Below are 17,328 nucleotides of genomic sequence, written 5' to 3' on the forward strand. Positions count from 1 at the left end.
TAAACGATTAATTGATGAAGACTAGCAATTAACGGGAGATAAAGCTCCCACTATGTAGAATTTTACCTTATCTGACATTATCATATATAATGTCCTTTCGTATCGTCAATATTTTTTGACATACTTCTACAAATTTTCTGTAAAGTTATTGTAAACTTTTCATAAACATATAATATGCCCTTACATTGTTAATACTGCTGAATATGATACAATTACCAATTACAAGGAGGATGAATTTATGAAAAAAGTCATCTTAACAATTGTTTGTCTCCTCCTTCTAATCATTTCTTATTCTTATTTTGAAAAGAACGATGAGACAAAACAAAATGAACCCGCAGAAAAAACAGAAAAAACATCTACTCCAAGTTGGATTGATAAGCAAACAAACGATTCCTTTTATCATCTCGTACTAGGTGATTCGCTCGCCAAAGGATATGGATCGACACAAGGTGGATTTGCTGAATTAGCCTCTACACAAATAGAAGCACAAATTCATAAACCAATTACTGTAGAAAACCTTGGGATAAACGGTATTACAACAGATCGTCTCGCTAAAAAAGTTCAATCAGAAGATGTAAAACAAAAAATAAGAGTAGCAAATATCATTACAATTAATATTGGGGGAAATAATTTATTTCGCTTAAATCGCGATGTCGGTGTTATAGACGGTATTAAAATGTTAAATAAAGAAAAGGCTCATTTTGAAGCGGATGTAAAAAGTATTGTAAAGACAGTTCGAGATGAAAATCCGGATGCTTTACTCATTCTTTCTGAACTCTATAACCCGTTACAACTCGATGACTCCATCGCAAGTTATGCAGATATGTTTTTAGACGGCTGGAATGAATCCGTTTATTCCATTGCAAAAGCAAATCAACCATCTATCGTTTTACCAATTCGCAACTTAATATCTAATGATAAGAAAGAATTACTCTTTGACCAAGTACACCCTAATGACAAAGGCTATACGATTATTGCCGATTCATTTACAAAAAAAGTGTTGGCCTACAAATATTAAAATTTCCATGAAACAATTCTATTTTTATAACATGTCTTTTTTGTTACAATGAGAGTGGAAGGGGGCCTTTATATGGAATCACGCGAGTGGGAACGTATTGTTGATCATCTTCTTTCGCTAGTGCCTCTTTTTTATCGCAAATTTATGCTTCCTGGAGAATTTTCTTCTCAAAGACATATGCCGCCATCACATACACAAGTATTGCTACTTCTGCATGAAAATGGCACATTAGCAGTTTCCGAAATCGGCAAGCGGCTAGCGATTTCAAGGCCTAACATGACACCTCTATTAAACAAACTGATTCAAGAAGAATTAATAGAGCGTCATTATAGCGAAAAAGATCGACGGGTCATTTTAATTTCCCTAACAGCTGAAGGGAAATTGTTAGTAAATCAATATCAACAATTCATTTTAGACAAATTAAAAGAAAATTTCCAAACATTATCTGAGGAAGAACGTGAAAAACTCATTCACTCTCTTCAAACCATTCAAAATTTAATTTTGAAAACGAACGCATAAAGCTGCTTCTAAATAGAAGCAGCTTTATGATTCGTAATAATTACCATAGTATACATTTGAATACGGCCACGTCGTTAAATATGGTTTTTGTTCTTGCGTAGGCTGTTGCTGTGGTATTTGTGATAATTGCTGTACTTGTTGTTGTCGATATAATTCGTATTGTCTATTCATATCAGAAACCGGATAATAATTTACATATGGATATACTTGCGGTACGTAATAATAATACATTCATTCTCTCCCCCTTTTTCTTAAACATATTCAAAAGAGAAAATGAGTGTGACACTCTTTATATTTGCACGAGCGGTTCTCTCACTCGTTTCTTTCTGTTCTTCAAACGTAACTTACGGTTCTTTTCATATAAATAATGCACAACGAAATATGAAACTACACCAAATACAACTCCTAAAATCGTCATTCCAATTAATACATACACTTCACTCTGTAATAAACCCTTCAATATCGTAAAAATATGACTCGAAAACAAATCAGATATCGTAAATGGTTCATGATGTATTTTTTGCACATGAAATGGATAAATCATTTTTCCTAACGCATAAGCAAACGGGAATAAAAATACTGGTAGAAACGATATTTTTCCAATAATATTACCAATAACCGCAGCAGGAAAAGATCCCTTTACTAATCGAACGATCGGATAAAATATTACATATACGAGCGATGCCGTATATATGACCAACATCTCTAAACCAAAACCAATCGCAAACCCTAACGATACTTTCTTTGCGCCTTCTGGCGACCGAAGCAACTTATAATATTGAAACTTTAATATTCTCCACATCCGCTGAAAAAACGAATATGTTTTCTTAGTTGTTTTCACCCTCATCATCTCTTTAACTATATTTTTATACCTAGTATGCCCTTACACACTCCGAAAAACAAATTTCAGTTTCTCTTTTATTATAGATGATATCAAATGGTTAACTAAATATACATATGACATTTCACTATAAAAAAATACGTGTCTCAACTTATTTCTACGCTGAAACCAAAAAAGCACTTGTTGCCTTTAATCGACAATCAAGTACTTTCAGTTCATATTGTTTTTAAGTTGCACTAGATTTTATCTTAATCTTAAAACTTGTATATCTTGACAATTAATATCCATTTTCTTTTCTGTTCACTTCAAATATATTTTGCTTTAGCTGTATTAGTATTTATGTTTTTATAGCTGTACAGTAACAGACACTTAAAAAACATGACTGTATAAACTACCCCTTTAAAGCTAATATCTCTTCTCTATTATAGTCGATCATTGCTAAAAAGCACTCGTCAAAATTCTCAAATCTATCTATTTCTTCACCCGCAAACCAAATTATCTCTCCTGGTCTAGAAGAATTAGGTAAACATAAAACAAATAAATCCCTATCAAATTCCGAAACTGCTATTGGTAATAGCTCCTGTCTTAAAACACCGCTTTCTTCTAAAACAACATCATCTATAGCTTCTAATAGTACCTGAGCATAATCCATTATAGCCGATTCCTTTAATTGCTCCGTACCAAATAAATCCACCGTTTGATAAAAACCTGCCCATCCATTGGCATATTGAAGAAATTCTCGATACATTAAATCAAGTTTATATCCCAATTCTTGTTCAATAATGCGAATAGATTTTTCATTTGCTCCCACCTCCGGAAAATGGTGTGGCCATATTTTTTCTACATCTTGTTTCATTAGCTCCTGCTTCACTAAAATCATTGTAGCTATCTTATCTTTCCAATTATTCATCGTCTACTCCTCCTCTACAAACTTAAATTTTGTAGGTTTATAACCAATTTGATATTTATTAGCCTGTCCACCTATGCTCATATTAACTTTTGGGTCAAGGTCTAACCAACTATGAGGATCCGGTTTTCCCATCCAAGTTGTATCAGGAACATGACCAACATGTCCCTTGTATGCTTCTCCATTATCAGCAGCTCGCTTGCCTTCTAGTCTTGCCGCACGTGAAGCTTCTTGTCTTAATTTCCCTTTAGTTGATACCCTTCCTGGTAACCTAGGCACAAATAGTTATACAAAAAATTTAGTAGCTGTTTCTCTAATAGATATCCTCCCTCTATCCATATAATTAAGTACATTCAGTATATACTCAAAGTAATGTCTTTTTACCCTATTTACTTTCTCTTCTAAAAAGAATTTAACCATAAAAAACACCCCAATTGTTATTCGTATCTAACAATTGGGGTGCACATCATTTAAGAAAGCTCTTCTACATTTTTAAATAAACTTACTAATAATGCTTTTTGCGCATGCAATCGATTGCCAGCTTGCTCAAAGACGATAGACTGTGGTCCATCTATAATTTCTCCTGTTACTTCCTCTTCACGATGGGCAGGTAAACAGTGTAAGAAACGATATGTTTGCTTCGCATGCGTAACAAGTTCTTTATTGATTTGGTATGGTTGAAATAAAGTATATTTCTCTTCTTCGCCCTCTTGCCCCATGCTCATCCAAACGTCAGTATAAATGAAATCTGCTTCATTCACCGCTAGTTCAGGGTTATGCAAAATTTCAATTTTCGCTCCTGTTTCTTCAGCAATCGTTAACGCTTTTTTTATAATTTCCTCATTTGGTTCATACCCTACAGGTGTTGCAACAGTCATATGCATCCCGACTTTCGCACTCGCTAGCAACAATGAATGACATACATTATTTCCGTCACCTACGTAAGCCAATTTTATTCCTTCAAATGTATTTACTTCTTCATATATTGTCATTAAGTCTGCCAATGCTTGACAAGGATGATGATCATCCGTTAAACCGTTAATTACAGGTATACTCGATTCTTTTGCAAGCTCTTCTACATCCGCATGTGAGAATGTACGTATCATGATTCCGTCAATGTAATGAGATAATACTTTCGCAGTATCTGAAACAGTTTCCCCTCTTCCAATCTGCATCTCTTTTCCACTTAAAAACATACCATGTCCTCCGAGCTGTACCATTCCTGCTTCAAAAGATACGCGAGTACGAGTTGAATGTTTATCAAAGATAAGCCCTAATATTTTTCCTTGTAATAAAGGCTCCTGCTTATTCTTTTTTAAATAGATAGCGAACTCAATTAATGAAATGATTTCTTCTTGCGTCAATTCTTCTAATGTTAAAAGATCTTTCGTATTTAATTTTGGTACTTGTACAGTTGACATGGAACTTCCCCCTTATATAATTGATATGTTTTTTGTACAAACTACTTTTTTTATCATATATACTGCCTGTTCTAACTCTTCATTCGTTATAATGAGTGGTGGTAATAGTCTTATAACATTAGGTCCTGCTTGTAATACAAGAAGCCCTTCTTTCTCTAGTTGTTCTATAAAACTTGAAACCTCATGCGTACACTCAATTCCAATCATAAGCCCCTTACCACGTATATTTTGAATACATTCGACATGTCGTAATTCCTCTTGCAACTTCTGTAATACGTACTCGCCCTTTTCCTTTACTTCTTTTAAAAACGATGGTTTCTTAGTTATTTGCAATACTTCTTTCGCTGCAGCCATTGCAATATAATTTCCACCAAACGTTGAACCGTGTGATCCTGCAGTAAACGATGTTCCAAGTTCTTTCCGGCCAATCATTGCTCCAACTGGAATGCCATTTCCAAGTGCCTTAGCGGTAGTAACGATATGAGGTGTTATTCCCATTTGTTCGTAAGCAAATAATGTCCCTGTTCTTCCGATCCCTGTTTGTACTTCATCTATAATAAATAAGGAACCGAACTTATTACATAATGCTTCAATCGCTTGCAAAAAAGATAGATCAGCAGGTATGACTCCTCCCTCTCCTTGAACAACTTCTACCATTACCGCCGCAACTTCTTCATTCATTACTTCCTCTAATGCTTTTATATCGTTAAAGGGGATATGTAAAAAAGACGGAAGGAGTGGACCAAATCCTTCTTTCACTTTATTTTGCCCCGTCGCACTCATCGTTCCGAATGTTCTACCGTGAAAAGACTGCTTGCATGTTACGACGAGAGACTTTTCAGTATGCTTACGGGCTAACTTCAAAGCTGCTTCATTCGCCTCTGCCCCGCTATTACAGAAGAACACATAATCTAATGCAATATTTTCTGTTAATAATGACGCGACTTCTTCTTGTAAGCTGTTTGTAAACAGGTTAGATATATGCCATATTTCATGCAGTTGCTCTTGTACAGCTTTCATAACAGTAGGGTGACAATGACCTAAATTACATACGCCAATTCCTGATGTGAAATCTAAATATTGCTTACCATTCTCATCAACGACTTTCGTTCCACTTCCCTTTACAAGCTCAATATTTCTTCTCCCATACGTTTGAAAAAGATGACTTGTCATACGATACTTACTCCTTTCGTTACCGTCGTTCCAATACACTCTCCCGTAACTTCAGTAAAATCTTTTGTACCGTTCACAATACTTATCTTTTGCACTCCCATTTTTAATGACGCTAGTGCCGCCTGTACTTTCGGAATCATCCCACCGGTAATAACTCCTTTTTCTATTAAATTCACAATTTCAAATTCATCCGTTTTCTTTAGTAACTTTCCTTCATGTAATACCCCATCTACATCTGTAATAAAAATGAGTTCTTTTGCAGATAATGCGGCCGCAATTCCAGCTGCGGCGGTATCTGCATTTATGTTATAAATCTCATTATCATTTATGCCGACCGGAGCAATAACAGGAATATAATTCATATTTATTAATCCTTTTAGTAAGGCCGTTTCGACATAACTTACTTCTCCCACATATCCTATCTCCTCACTGACAGGTTGAACTTGAAGTAACTTGCCATCACACCCTGAGCAACCTACCGCAAGTAAATTATGCCTTTGCAACTTCATTACAAACTTTTTATTCGTACTTCCGCATAGCACCATTTGAACAATATCCATAACTTCTTTTGGTGTTACTCGTAATCCATCTCTTTTTTCTACTTTGATGTTACAATCTTTTAATTGGGCATCAATTTCTGGACCGCCACCATGGACAATCACTACTTTATACTTCTGTTGCAATTTCTTTATGCAATCAAAAAACACATCATTTAATTGATCCAACATACTACCGCCGCATTTCACTACAATATAATCGCTCATCTTCCCTCTCCTTATGTACGATAACAAGCGTTTATTTTCACATATTCATAGCTTAAGTCACAGCCCCAAGCTGATCCTGTCTCTTCTCCTAAATGTAAATACACATTAATCATAATTTCATGTTCTTTTAATTTCATTTTCATTTCCCCTTCAGAAAACATTTGAGGTTCACTATTTTTCAGCACCGTAATAGATTGAAGAGTAATATCAATTGTATTTGGGTTAATCGTGACTTCACTTTGTCCAATACTGCTAATAATTCGCCCCCAGTTTGGATCTTCACCATGTATTGCTGTTTTCACAAGACTCGAACCGACTATTTGCTTTGCAATTTTCTTTGCCTCTTCATTCGTTCGAGCTCCTAACACATTTACTTCTATTAACTTCGTAGCGCCCTCACCATCTTGTGCGATTTTTTTCGCTAAATCTTCACATACCTTCTGTAAAGCAAATACGAAAGTTTCCCAATCTGCATGTTCCATATTGATTGGTTTCGTTTCTGATAATCCACTTGCCATAACGATGACCATATCATTCGTAGAAGTATCTCCATCTACCGTAATTTGATTAAATGTACGATTCGTTATTTGTGATAACGCTGTTTGTAATACGTCATGCTCTATATGAGCGTCTGTCGTAATAAAACTTAACATCGTCGCCATATTTGGATGAATCATCCCTGAACCTTTCGCAACACCAGCAATCGTCACTTTCTTCTCATCAATCATCATCTCATAGCAAGTTTCTTTCGTTATAAGATCCGTCGTTAAGATTGCTTCAGAAAAAGAATGAGCTTCATTTTCTTCTTTCGTTGGGATAAGAGTCGTAATCCCCTTTCGGATTATATCCATCGGCAACGGAACACCAATTACACCTGTTGAAGCTACTGCAACGTAATGTTCTTTCACGGCAAAATGTTCCGCCCCTAATGCACGCATCTCGTAAGCATCTTGTAATCCTTGCATCCCTGTACAAGCATTTGCATTTCCACTATTGACGATAATTGCCTGCAATTTCCCCTCAGCTGTTATACTGTCTTTCGTTACTTGCAGGGGAGCTGCTTGTATTTGATTCGTTGTATAAACGGCAGCACATGATGCTGGCACTTCACAAATGATTACACCTAAATCCTTTTTGTCTTTTTTCAAACCATTTGCAGTACCGATTGCCGAAAAGCCTTTTGGCGTTACAATTGAACCATTTTCTAATTTTGTAATAGACTCTACTTTAATCATCATGTCCCCCTTATAGATAAAGCGGTATATATTGTAAACCTGTTGTTTCTTCTAGGCCCGCTACAATATTTGCATTTTGAACCGCTTGCCCAGCCGCACCTTTCATCATATTGTCTATAACAGAAACGACTGTTACCCTTCCTGTTCTTTCATCGTATGCTATCCCCATATCACAATAATTTGAGCCCCTCACTTCTTTCGGACTTGGAAACTCTCCTTGCATGCGAATTCGAATAAAAGCCGATTGTTCATACGTTTCTTCATATAACTTTTGAAGTTGCTCTATTTCCATTTCTCGTTTTACTTTCGCATAAAGTGTAATCATAATCCCCCGTGATATCGGTATTAAATGTGTACTAAACGTGATTGGCTTCGTTTCCCTATTCCACTCTGCAAGCATTTGTTCGATCTCAGGAACGTGTTGATGCTCATTTACTTTATAAATACGCAAGTTATCATATAACTCAGGAAAGTGAGTCATTGTTGTTGGTGTTTTGCCTGCTCCAGATACTCCTGATTTCGCATCAATAATAATGGAATCCTCTTCAATTGTGCCGCTACGAACTAACGGTAATACCGCTAATAATGCAGCTGTAGCAAAACATCCTGGGTTTGCAATTAAATTTGCATTTTGAATCTCAGACCTTTTCCATTCACTTAACCCATATACAGCTTCACTAAGAACTTCTTCTTTTGCAGCTGCCCTTTTATACCACTGTTTATATATGAAAGGATCTTTCATACGAAAGTCTCCAGATAGGTCAATTACTTTTAAGCCTACTGCTAATAATTCCGGAGTTAACTCTGTTGATACTCCTGCTGGGGTTGCTAAAAATACAATTTCTGCTTTCTTCTTTATTTCCTCTGCATCAATTTCTTGTAGCGTATGAACAAGAACATTTTGAAAATGCGGATATACATTTGTTATACACTCGCCAACTTGCGAAAAAGAATGAAGAGATGCTATCGAAAAATATGGATGTTGCTCTAATAACCGAATTAATTCAATACCTCCATACCCAGTTGCTCCAATAATTGCGACTTTCATACGCTCCTCCTCATATCGATTCTTTAAATTAAGTATGATTATAATATTGTATATTTATAGAGTCAATTAAATATTTATAAATTTTTCAAACTTAAAAAACTTAATTTTACTAGAAAAATAATATACACACCCGAATTTTTATACACAAATAATGTATAGTAGTTTTTTCATTTCACTTCAAGTACAATAAAACAATACATACGTACATACAGGCGGGGAAAACATGAATGAAAAATTAATTGAGAAAATGATGATAAAAAGTTTTCAACAATATCAATGTAATCCTATGTCAAATGAGGATCAGGAAATGCTAATTAAACATATTCAAACGATAATTCATTCAAATACTGAAATTGATGTATACGAGGCAGTTGAGGATATTGTTTACGATTATGTGACTGGAAAATAAAAAATAGGAGATTTCCATATGGAAATCTCCTATTTTTTACTTAATGATTTGCCTGCAACACGCTCAAATAAACCTGGGAATAGAGCATACAGTTTTGGACCAATACCCATCCACTTCGGTAAGTTTACTTCACGCTTTTTCGTTTGCATCGATTTTACGATTTGCTCTGCAACATATGTTGGTTTTAACATGTATCGTCCCATATTTTTCACATATGTACCGGATTGATCAGCTATTTCAAAAAAGTTCGTATCTATCGGACCTGGATTAATCGCTGTTACGAAAACATTTGTACTAGATAACTCCATGCGTAAACTATTCGTAAATCCTAATACTGCATGTTTCGTTGCAGCATAGGCACTCGATTTCGGAGTTGCAATTTTCCCAGCAAGTGAAGCAATATTAATAATATGCCCTTCGTTTCTTTTCACCATATAAGGTAGTACCGCTTTCGTACAAGCTACTAATCCAAATACATTTACTTGGAACATATCTTTCACTTCATCCATTGACGCATCTTCAAACGTTTTAAAAATACCAAATCCCGCATTGTTTACTAATATATCAATACGTCCTACTTCTTGTAATACCTTTGAAAAAACAGATTGTACTTCCGTCTCTTCGCTTACATCTAATACATAGTAATAGCAAGGCGTATTATAAGTTTCTTTAATTTTGTGTGCTAACGCTTTTAATTTCTCTTCTGTTCTAGCCATTAATACTGGAGTCGCACCCAGCTCTGCAACTTGCATTGCAACTTGCTCTCCAATTCCACTAGAAGCACCTGTAATGACGATTACTTTATTTTGTAAACGTCCCGTCATTGCTGTCACCTACTTTGCATAATAAATCAATTGTTGCGAAGATTCATCAATCATCACTTGTTGATTATATGCTAAAAAGTCTAATTGTCCAACAGTTTCTGAAATAGTAAGTGGCAATTGCTCCTTATATAATACCGGAAATAGTTTTACACATACTTCAAATGCTGTCATTGGTTTTTCCTTTAATAGCTCAAGCACTTTAAACGCACGTGTTTCTTGCTTTTGTAATCTCGTTTCAATAAGTTGTTTCACATTTAGAACATCTTCTCCATGTCCTGATAAAATGCGTGAAATATTCATTTCACTTAAACGCTTTAACGTTTGATTATATTGTAATAACGGGCGCGCTCTTTCTGTTTGTCCTTCATATGGTGGTTCTAATATTGGATTCGAAGAAATATGACTAATGAGAGCATCCCCTCCAATTAGTATTCCATCCGATTCTCTATATAATGAAATATGAGTGGAAGCATGACCTGGTGTTTCAATTACTGTAAATCCAGGCATTGAATCAATACGATCTCCCTCTCTCACAGTATGCGTTAACGATCTATTACAAGAATATTTCAGTGTCTTTGTCGTCAATAACGCCTCGTCTTTCAAAAATGCTGCTGGAACACCAAATTGCAAAGCAGTCTCTCTAAAAAACTCATGATACCACTTTAAAAATTCTGGATTTTGTGTGATCCAAGGTTCGTTCCAAGGATGCCCAATAATGTTCGTCTTCTCAGAAAATATATTTAAAAGCCCACAATGATCCGCATGATGATGTGTAATGACTACTGTTTCAATATCTTCTATCGTATATCCTAATGTACCTAATTGCCTTTCTAACGCATTTCTTGCCTCTTCTGTATTCGTCCCTGTATCAATTAATGTTAACGTCTCCCCCTCAACTAAAAACACATTCACAGTTTCAACTGCAAATGGCACAGGAATCTCCATTCGGTGAATCGCCGTCATGCTTAGCCCCCCTGTCTCTTTCCGGTTCAAAAATGAATACTTCTTCAGTTTACAACTTCTATATATATTTGTCATTATTTTCAGATAAAAAGAGGTGTTTCCTATAAAAAAACGAATGTATGTACATTTATAAGAATTTCTAACCAAATTTAAAGGAGGAACATCATGTCTATTCAAAACATTTCCTTTCTCGGTGCAGGCTCTATTGCTGAAGCTATTATTGGTGGCTTGTTACATGCAAATGTTGTAAAAGGCGAACAAATTACTGTAAGTAATCGCTCTAACGAGACAAGGTTGCAGGAGCTACATAACAAATACGGAGTCAAAGGTACACACAATAAAAAAGAACTACTTACTAATACAAATATTCTTTTTCTAGCAATGAAACCGAAGGATGTTGCAGAAGCGCTTACCCCTTTTAAAGAAGACATACATAATAACCTGCTTATTATTTCGTTATTAGCAGGTGTTTCTACTCACTCTATTAGAAACCTACTTCAAAAAGACGTTCCGATTATTCGTGCAATGCCAAATACATCTGCAGCTATTTTAAAATCAGCTACTGCTATCTCACCTTCAAAACATGCAACAGCGGAACATATTCAAACTGCCATAGCTTTATTTGAAACGATCGGTCTCGTCTCTGTTGTAGAGGAAGAAGATATGCATGCTGTCACTGCATTATCTGGAAGTGGGCCTGCTTATATTTATTACGTAGTAGAAGCGATGGAAGAAGCTGCAAAAAAAATCGGTTTAAAAGAAGATGTTGCAAAGTCACTTATTCTTCAAACGATGATTGGTGCTGCTGAGATGCTAAAAGCAAGTGAAAAACACCCTTCTATTTTGCGAAAGGAAATTACTTCTCCTGGTGGAACGACCGAAGCAGGTATTGAAGTATTACAAGAACATAAATTTCAACAAGCACTTATTTCTTGTATTACACAGGCTACACAACGATCACATAATCTTGGGAAAACATTAGAACAACTAACAAAAGAACAATAAAAAAATGGAGCTCAATCTTACTTGAGCTCCATTTTTTTATCAACATATATTGTTTAGTTATTAGTCTTCCCAAAAATCTCTTCTTGCAGACGGCGACCAGTCGGTGTTGCTGCAAGTCCACCTTCAGCTGTTTCACGAAGTGCTACTGGCATCGTTTGTCCGATTCTAAACATTGCCTCAATTACTTCATCACATGGAATTGTACTCGTTACACCAGCTAATGCTAAATCAGCTGAAATCATCGCATTTGAAGCGCCCGCTGCATTACGTTTTACGCAAGGTACTTCTACAAGCCCTGCAACAGGATCACATACTAAACCAAGCATGTTCTTTAATGAAATCGCCATCGCTGTAGCTGCTTGATCTTGCGTTCCACCAGCCATCTCAACTGCAGCTGCAGCTGCCATACCACTTGCTGAACCAACCTCGGCTTGGCATCCTCCTGCCGCACCAGAAATACAAGCGTTATTCGCAACAACCATGCCGAAAGCTCCTGCTGTAAATAAGAATTCAATCATTTCTTCACGTGTAGGCTGCAATTTTTCTCTTAGTGCAAATAGTACACCTGGCACTGTTCCAGCAGACCCTGCTGTCGGCGTTGCACAAATAATTCCCATCGCTGCGTTTACTTCATTTGTTGCAACAGCTTTACTCACTGCGTCCAAAATCGTATCTCCAGATAAGCCTTTTCCGCTCTTCATATACGCTTGAACTTTTACAGCATCTCCACCAGTTAAACCAGTTGGTGATTTCACTCCGCGAATACCACGTTCTACTGCTTGCTCCATTACGACTAAGTTCTTTTCCATACCAGCAATTACTTCTTCACGTGAAATACTTCTTGTTTCCATTTCACATTGAATCATAATTTCTGCGATTTTTACATTTTGTTCTTTAGCTTGCGCCACTAGTTCCGCTGCGTTCCGAAACATGGTGTGTCCCCCCTGCAATTATTCCATAATAGTTACTTGACAAATATTTTGTTGCGCGTTTATTTCTTCAATCACTTCATTTGCTAATAATTCATCTGTTTCGATGACCATAAGCGCTCTTCTTCCTTTTTCTTTACGAGAAACACTCATTGTACTAATGTTAATCTCGTGTTTCGCAAGGATTGAAGCTACTGCTGCAATAGCACCGAAGCGATCGTTATTTACAATAAGTAGTGCTGGACTCGTGCCTGTTAATTGAAGATCGAATCCGTTTAATTCTACAACTTCAATTTTACCGCCACCAATTGAGCAAGCAACAACTTCAATTTCTTCTTCACCTTTATACAAACGGATTCTCGCTGTATTTGGGTGAGGTGCATTTGCATCTTCTTCAATGAATTCCACTTCAATTTCGCGCTCTTTTGCTATGTCTAGCGCCTCTGGAATACGTAAATCATCTGTTTCAAACCCTAATATCCCACCGATCAGTGCTACATCTGTACCATGCCCACGATACGTCTTTGCAAATGATCCATATAATGAAATGCTTACTCTTTCTGGTTCATGACGAAACAGCTGGCGAGCAACTTGCCCCATTCTTGCTGCGCCTGCTGTATGTGAACTTGATGGACCAATCATAACTGGGCCAATAATATCAAATACTGAGCGATACTTCATCATAACTCCCCCTAAACCTCTATGAAAAAATTTTTTACTATTCTATTAAGCTACCAAATCGGTTGCTTTTCCAGTTGTACTACGAATTTATTTCGCTGTACGAATTGAATTATTTTTGAATAATAGTGAAACAATATACCCTGAAATAATACTAGTTACCATAATAAATAAGAAACTTCGCATTACCTTCATTAAAAAATAATATAAGCTAATCCACAATAAAGTCTGGTAGCAACCCAAAGTTTAACACAGAACCACTTACAAGGATAGCATAAACAAGTGAAACTTTAATTAGTAGGGATTTTGTCCATCCCACTGATTATTAGCCCACAAATAGCGGATAAATTATAATCTGCCCTCATTATAGCTTGTTTTTAATAAAACGCTTACTTTTGTTGAATTTTAAAAGTTCTGAATAAAGATCTGTTTTTACCATTTGTACTACTCGTATGTCGTCTGACTTATATAACAGTTTTTCTAAACCATCGGTACTATGTATTTTTATCCTATTTCTTCACATCATTAAAACTTTCTGTTTCATCCCATATAAGTATAAAATGATAACAGTTTTATTTTTAATTTTTTTTAGAAATAAAAAAATGGCAACCTCTTGTCGCCATTTTTTCATACCATTATTATCTTTCCACTGGAAATGATTTCAAATCCGTAGCTATTTCCGTATTAGAAAATAGCTCTCTTGCCTCTTTCAATAATTCCTTATATGTATCTCCTTGATAACGAGAACTAATATGAGTCAATATTAAACGTTTTGCATTTGCCTGAAGTGCAATACTCGCAGCTTGCTTAGATGTGGAATGAAAATAATCATACGCTTGTTGTTCATCTTCTGCCGCGAAAGTTGCTTCATGAACAAGTACGTCAGCGTCTTGTGCTAGCTCTCTACTCGCTTCACAATATCTTGTATCACCTAAAATGGTAATAACTCTTCCCTTTTGAGGTGGGCCGATAAAATCTTTTCCGTTTAGTATCGTACCATTTTCTAATTCAACTACTTCTCCATCTTTTAAACGTTTAAAGAGTGGACCTGGTTTCACACCCATCTCCAGTAATTTATCGACTAAAAGGGCACCTTGTATATCTTTCTCTATAATACGATACCCAAAACATTCAATACCATGTGACAACCTTTTCGTTTCCACATGAAATTCATTATCTTCAAACACAGTACCTTCTTCTGTTATCTCAACAATTTCAAGTGGGTATTTTACATGTGTCGTACTTACTGATAATGCTACTTCAATAAATTGTTTAATTCCTTTTGGTCCGTACACCGTTAAAGGTGTAGTCCCTCCTTGAAATGAACGGCTTCCTAATAAACCAGGCAAGCCAAAAATATGATCACCATGTAAATGCGTAATAAATATTTTTTCAATGCGGCGTGGGCGTACTGATGTATGTAATATTTGATGTTGCGTCGCCTCGCCACAATCAAATAACCAAGTCTGTCCTCGTTCTTCTAACAATTGCAAAGCAATTGCTGAAACATTCCTTCCTTTCGAAGGAACACCTGCACCAGTTCCTAAAAATACAAATTCCACTTTCTTTCCTCCAGCTCTTTATATAATCTACCTTTCATCTTACGGAATGTTATTTCAAATGGCAAATCGAATTTACATAACCAATCATCTAGACAACTATATAAAACGAACGTTATACTCGAAAAACTTAGCCATCGTTCGTGTTTTGTGTTAAAATGATTATACTACATTTTAAGGGAGCGTTTTATTATGAAAGAAGCATTTCGTTTACAAACTGATTTTTCATCTTCATTTGATCGCTGGGTAAGTTCTTTCGTGTCAGATCACCCAGCACAATTAGAATGGACGACTTTGAAAGAATTAATCCATGAATATACAACAACACATACAAATGATTCGTTACCAACATATATTTCTTCAGCTTTAACATATTACGCACAACGCGTTTCAACAACAAACAGTTCAGAAATTGTTATTTTTGAAAATCATACAATCTCTTAACCTATCATAAAAAGCACTGGTTACAGTGCTTTTTTATTTATACTTATTTAACAAATAATCATATTCCGTCCAAAAATCTGTATACATACTTCGATCAAACGCATCTAAAATTATCTTTTCACTTGATTTATTCAATAACTCTTTTGCTTGTAGTGCAAAAGAAACCATTTGTTTTCTATAAAAACTTTATAGTAAAAAATTTCATAATTAATTTTAAAAATAAAAGGTGCCATGATATTTACAGCTTCATGAAACCTTCTACATAAACTTATTTTCTAATTTTTGCTGAAAAGACTTTTCTTGCTTACGTAATAATTGACTACCTCGTTGTAAAATCGGCATTCCATACTTATCATTAATTTGATCGATGACAGCAAGTAGCGGCTCTTCTTTCGCATCTTCTTCAAATGAAAACAAATCTAATTGTTTCACCGATTCTGTCTTCCACTCTATTTCAGTAGCTGTCACACCTAGTAAACGAACGGAATCACCGTCCCAATGTTGCTTCCATAAACGAGATGCAGCCTGAAAAATATCTCGTTCTTCCCAAATGGCATTTTTCAATTGCTTACTCCGCGTTACTGTGCGCCTATCATGATATTTAATCATAATTTGAATATTATAGCTGACGAGGGTTCGCTTTTGTAATCTTTTACTCACTGACTTGGATAGCCGTTCTAGCATATCAAGTAATTCTTTCTCTTCATCCATATCCTTTGAAAAAGTCATCGAATTACCGACACTTTTATGTTGTCCCATTTGACTCGGATCAACTTCCCTATCATCCACACCTTTTGCCCGCCTTTGTAAATCAACACCATGCTTTCCAATTTTAGCGCGAATGATATGTTCGTTCCCTTTTGCTAACTGCTCAATTGTTTGTATATGAATATCGTTTAATTTTTCAGCTGTTTTTTCTCCAATTCCATGCATCGCTCCAACCGGAAGTGGCCAAATCATTTCTGGAATATCTCGTTTTCGAAGCACAGTAATCCCGAGGGGCTTTTTCATATCAGAAGCTGTTTTTGCTAGGAAAAGGTTTGGAGCAATTCCAATGCTACAGGGTAGCTGTAACTCTGCTAATAATGCTTGTTGAATCATCTTTGCTATTTCAAGAGGCGAACCGAGTGCGTAGCAATCTGTAATATCTAAATATCCCTCATCTATAGAGACTGGTTGTATTTTTTCCGTAAAACGGGAAAGGATTTGAAACATTTGAAATGAAGCTTCACGATATAATGTAAAATTAGGACGCCTTACAACTAATTGCGGGCATAACCTTTTCGCTTCCCAAAGAGGCATCGTCGTACGTATCCCAAATTCCCTCGCCTCATAACTACATGTTATGATGATTCCTTTTCTTTCTTTTTCATTTCCAGCAACCGCTAACGGCTTTCCTTGTAATGATGGGTCATGAGCAATTTCAACAGATGCGAAGAAACAATTCATATCTATATGTAAAATAACACGACCATTTTTCGGATACATTTCTCGCATAGTACTCACTCCTTCAAAGAACATTTGTTCCTTCATTATACCAAATTCATGCACAATATAATAAATTACTTATTCTTTTTATCCTTACTTTTGC

20 protein-coding genes are annotated in these 17,328 nt (G+C 35.8%); 5 read left to right on the forward strand and 15 right to left on the reverse strand.

The features are described 5' to 3' along the window. Positions 1-238 precede the first annotated feature (238 nt). Together ACUXEY_RS04850 and ACUXEY_RS04855 are read left to right on the forward strand one after the other, a co-directional pair. Entirely contained in the window at positions 239-1,018 is a 780-nt protein-coding gene (locus tag ACUXEY_RS04850; protein WP_461300211.1) for a GDSL-type esterase/lipase family protein, read from the forward strand. Positions 1,019-1,090: 72 nt separating this feature from the next. After that, entirely contained in the window at positions 1,091-1,537 is a 447-nt protein-coding gene (locus ACUXEY_RS04855) for a MarR family winged helix-turn-helix transcriptional regulator (RefSeq protein ID WP_000445817.1), read from the forward strand. A 24-nt stretch (positions 1,538-1,561) separates the two neighbouring features. Here ACUXEY_RS04855 and ACUXEY_RS04860 read toward each other — a convergent pair whose 3' ends face one another. The 9 genes from ACUXEY_RS04860 to argC all read right to left on the reverse strand — a co-directional run bounded on the left by ACUXEY_RS04860 (position 1,562) and on the right by argC (position 8,926). Further along, entirely contained in the window at positions 1,562-1,768 is a 207-nt protein-coding gene (locus tag ACUXEY_RS04860; protein ID WP_166701878.1) for a hypothetical protein, read from the reverse strand. A 58-nt stretch (positions 1,769-1,826) separates the two neighbouring features. Next, entirely contained in the window at positions 1,827-2,387 is a 561-nt protein-coding gene (locus ACUXEY_RS04865; protein ID WP_461300212.1) for a DUF2062 domain-containing protein, read from the reverse strand. Between the two features lie 382 nt (positions 2,388-2,769). Continuing rightward, complete coding sequence (locus ACUXEY_RS04870) at positions 2,770-3,288, reverse strand: SMI1/KNR4 family protein (RefSeq protein ID WP_461300213.1); 519 nt, start codon at positions 3,286-3,288, stop codon at positions 2,770-2,772. A gap of 3 nt (positions 3,289-3,291) precedes the next feature. After that, positions 3,292-3,564, reverse strand: a complete 273-nt coding sequence (locus ACUXEY_RS04875) for a hypothetical protein (RefSeq protein WP_088314293.1) — start codon at positions 3,562-3,564, stop codon at positions 3,292-3,294. A 191-nt stretch (positions 3,565-3,755) separates the two neighbouring features. After that, positions 3,756-4,706, reverse strand: coding sequence for an ornithine carbamoyltransferase (argF, locus tag ACUXEY_RS04880; protein ID WP_166701871.1), 951 nt, complete (start codon positions 4,704-4,706; stop codon positions 3,756-3,758). Between the two features lie 12 nt (positions 4,707-4,718). Beyond that, on the reverse strand, positions 4,719-5,879 hold the full coding sequence (locus ACUXEY_RS04885; RefSeq protein ID WP_461300214.1) for an acetylornithine transaminase: 1,161 nt from the start codon (positions 5,877-5,879) through the stop codon (positions 4,719-4,721). Next, positions 5,876-6,643 carry an acetylglutamate kinase gene (gene argB, locus ACUXEY_RS04890; protein ID WP_088064373.1) on the reverse strand — a complete coding sequence of 256 codons (768 nt, stop codon included), beginning with the start codon at positions 6,641-6,643 and terminating at the stop codon, positions 5,876-5,878. Before argB ends, ACUXEY_RS04885 begins: the two co-directional genes overlap by 4 nt. A gap of 11 nt (positions 6,644-6,654) precedes the next feature. Beyond that, the gene (gene argJ / locus ACUXEY_RS04895; protein ID WP_461300215.1) at positions 6,655-7,878 is read right to left on the reverse strand and encodes a bifunctional glutamate N-acetyltransferase/amino-acid acetyltransferase ArgJ; all 1,224 of its coding nucleotides are present in this window, start codon (positions 7,876-7,878) and stop codon (positions 6,655-6,657) included. Positions 7,879-7,888: 10 nt separating this feature from the next. Further along, the gene (gene argC, locus ACUXEY_RS04900) at positions 7,889-8,926 is read right to left on the reverse strand and encodes an N-acetyl-gamma-glutamyl-phosphate reductase (protein ID WP_461300216.1); all 1,038 of its coding nucleotides are present in this window, start codon (positions 8,924-8,926) and stop codon (positions 7,889-7,891) included. Between the two features lie 223 nt (positions 8,927-9,149). On the opposite strand from argC, the gene ACUXEY_RS04905 reads away from it, so the two are divergent. Next, positions 9,150-9,335 (forward strand): YqzH family protein, encoded by a 186-nt coding sequence (locus ACUXEY_RS04905; protein ID WP_429599929.1) that lies wholly within the window; start codon positions 9,150-9,152, stop codon positions 9,333-9,335. Between the two features lie 29 nt (positions 9,336-9,364). Here the strand turns inward: ACUXEY_RS04905 and ACUXEY_RS04910 are convergent, their stop codons facing one another. After that, positions 9,365-10,159: an SDR family oxidoreductase gene (locus ACUXEY_RS04910; protein ID WP_461300217.1), complete on the reverse strand. Its 795-nt coding sequence runs from the start codon at positions 10,157-10,159 to the stop codon at positions 9,365-9,367. Positions 10,160-10,168: 9 nt separating this feature from the next. Continuing rightward, positions 10,169-11,122, reverse strand: a complete 954-nt coding sequence (locus ACUXEY_RS04915) for an MBL fold metallo-hydrolase (RefSeq protein ID WP_048530999.1) — start codon at positions 11,120-11,122, stop codon at positions 10,169-10,171. 165 nt (positions 11,123-11,287) lie between these two features. Here ACUXEY_RS04915 and proI point away from each other — a divergent pair, with 165 nt between their 5' ends. Then, positions 11,288-12,127: a pyrroline-5-carboxylate reductase ProI gene (proI, locus tag ACUXEY_RS04920; RefSeq protein ID WP_461300218.1), complete on the forward strand. Its 840-nt coding sequence runs from the start codon at positions 11,288-11,290 to the stop codon at positions 12,125-12,127. 53 nt (positions 12,128-12,180) lie between these two features. Here the strand turns inward: proI and sdaAA are convergent, their stop codons facing one another. The 3 genes from sdaAA to rnz all read right to left on the reverse strand — a co-directional run bounded on the left by sdaAA (position 12,181) and on the right by rnz (position 15,296). Next, positions 12,181-13,059 (reverse strand): L-serine ammonia-lyase, iron-sulfur-dependent, subunit alpha, encoded by an 879-nt coding sequence (sdaAA, locus tag ACUXEY_RS04925; RefSeq protein WP_166701863.1) that lies wholly within the window; start codon positions 13,057-13,059, stop codon positions 12,181-12,183. 18 nt (positions 13,060-13,077) lie between these two features. Further along, positions 13,078-13,737 carry an L-serine ammonia-lyase, iron-sulfur-dependent subunit beta gene (gene sdaAB, locus ACUXEY_RS04930; RefSeq protein WP_166702112.1) on the reverse strand — a complete coding sequence of 220 codons (660 nt, stop codon included), beginning with the start codon at positions 13,735-13,737 and terminating at the stop codon, positions 13,078-13,080. Positions 13,738-14,372: 635 nt separating this feature from the next. Further along, on the reverse strand, positions 14,373-15,296 hold the full coding sequence (gene rnz, locus ACUXEY_RS04935; RefSeq protein WP_048531005.1) for a ribonuclease Z: 924 nt from the start codon (positions 15,294-15,296) through the stop codon (positions 14,373-14,375). Positions 15,297-15,485: 189 nt separating this feature from the next. Here rnz and ACUXEY_RS04940 point away from each other — a divergent pair, with 189 nt between their 5' ends. Then, complete coding sequence (locus ACUXEY_RS04940; protein WP_097950618.1) at positions 15,486-15,737, forward strand: DUF3932 family protein; 252 nt, start codon at positions 15,486-15,488, stop codon at positions 15,735-15,737. A gap of 258 nt (positions 15,738-15,995) precedes the next feature. Here ACUXEY_RS04940 and ACUXEY_RS04945 read toward each other — a convergent pair whose 3' ends face one another. Beyond that, a complete protein-coding gene (locus tag ACUXEY_RS04945; protein ID WP_461300219.1) occupies positions 15,996-17,234 on the reverse strand; it encodes a DNA polymerase IV in 1,239 nt (412 codons plus the stop codon). Positions 17,235-17,328 lie beyond the last annotated feature (94 nt).

The sequence above is a fragment of the Bacillus sp. F9_6S_D1_P_5 genome, assembly GCF_054823925.1.

Bases quoted from the DNA above. Each gene is read 5' to 3' on its own strand.
- ACUXEY_RS04850 (WP_461300211.1), top strand. From the start codon at position 239: ATGAAAAAAGTCATCTTAACAATTGTTTGTCTCCTCCTTCTAATCATT.
- ACUXEY_RS04855 (WP_000445817.1), top strand. From the start codon at position 1,091: ATGGAATCACGCGAGTGGGAACGTATTGTTGATCATCTTCTTTCGCTA.
- ACUXEY_RS04860 (WP_166701878.1), bottom strand. From the start codon at position 1,768: ATGTATTATTATTACGTACCGCAAGTATATCCATATGTAAATTATTAT.
- ACUXEY_RS04865 (WP_461300212.1), bottom strand. From the start codon at position 2,387: ATGATGAGGGTGAAAACAACTAAGAAAACATATTCGTTTTTTCAGCGG.
- ACUXEY_RS04870 (WP_461300213.1), bottom strand. From the start codon at position 3,288: ATGAATAATTGGAAAGATAAGATAGCTACAATGATTTTAGTGAAGCAG.
- argF (WP_166701871.1), bottom strand. From the start codon at position 4,706: ATGTCAACTGTACAAGTACCAAAATTAAATACGAAAGATCTTTTAACA.
- ACUXEY_RS04885 (WP_461300214.1), bottom strand. From the start codon at position 5,879: ATGACAAGTCATCTTTTTCAAACGTATGGGAGAAGAAATATTGAGCTT.
- argB (WP_088064373.1), bottom strand. From the start codon at position 6,643: ATGAGCGATTATATTGTAGTGAAATGCGGCGGTAGTATGTTGGATCAA.
- argJ (WP_461300215.1), bottom strand. From the start codon at position 7,878: ATGATTAAAGTAGAGTCTATTACAAAATTAGAAAATGGTTCAATTGTA.
- argC (WP_461300216.1), bottom strand. From the start codon at position 8,926: ATGAAAGTCGCAATTATTGGAGCAACTGGGTATGGAGGTATTGAATTA.
- ACUXEY_RS04905 (WP_429599929.1), top strand. From the start codon at position 9,150: ATGAATGAAAAATTAATTGAGAAAATGATGATAAAAAGTTTTCAACAA.
- ACUXEY_RS04910 (WP_461300217.1), bottom strand. From the start codon at position 10,159: ATGACGGGACGTTTACAAAATAAAGTAATCGTCATTACAGGTGCTTCT.
- ACUXEY_RS04915 (WP_048530999.1), bottom strand. From the start codon at position 11,122: ATGACGGCGATTCACCGAATGGAGATTCCTGTGCCATTTGCAGTTGAA.
- proI (WP_461300218.1), top strand. From the start codon at position 11,288: ATGTCTATTCAAAACATTTCCTTTCTCGGTGCAGGCTCTATTGCTGAA.
- sdaAA (WP_166701863.1), bottom strand. From the start codon at position 13,059: ATGTTTCGGAACGCAGCGGAACTAGTGGCGCAAGCTAAAGAACAAAAT.
- sdaAB (WP_166702112.1), bottom strand. From the start codon at position 13,737: ATGAAGTATCGCTCAGTATTTGATATTATTGGCCCAGTTATGATTGGT.
- ACUXEY_RS04940 (WP_097950618.1), top strand. From the start codon at position 15,486: ATGAAAGAAGCATTTCGTTTACAAACTGATTTTTCATCTTCATTTGAT.
- ACUXEY_RS04945 (WP_461300219.1), bottom strand. From the start codon at position 17,234: ATGCGAGAAATGTATCCGAAAAATGGTCGTGTTATTTTACATATAGAT.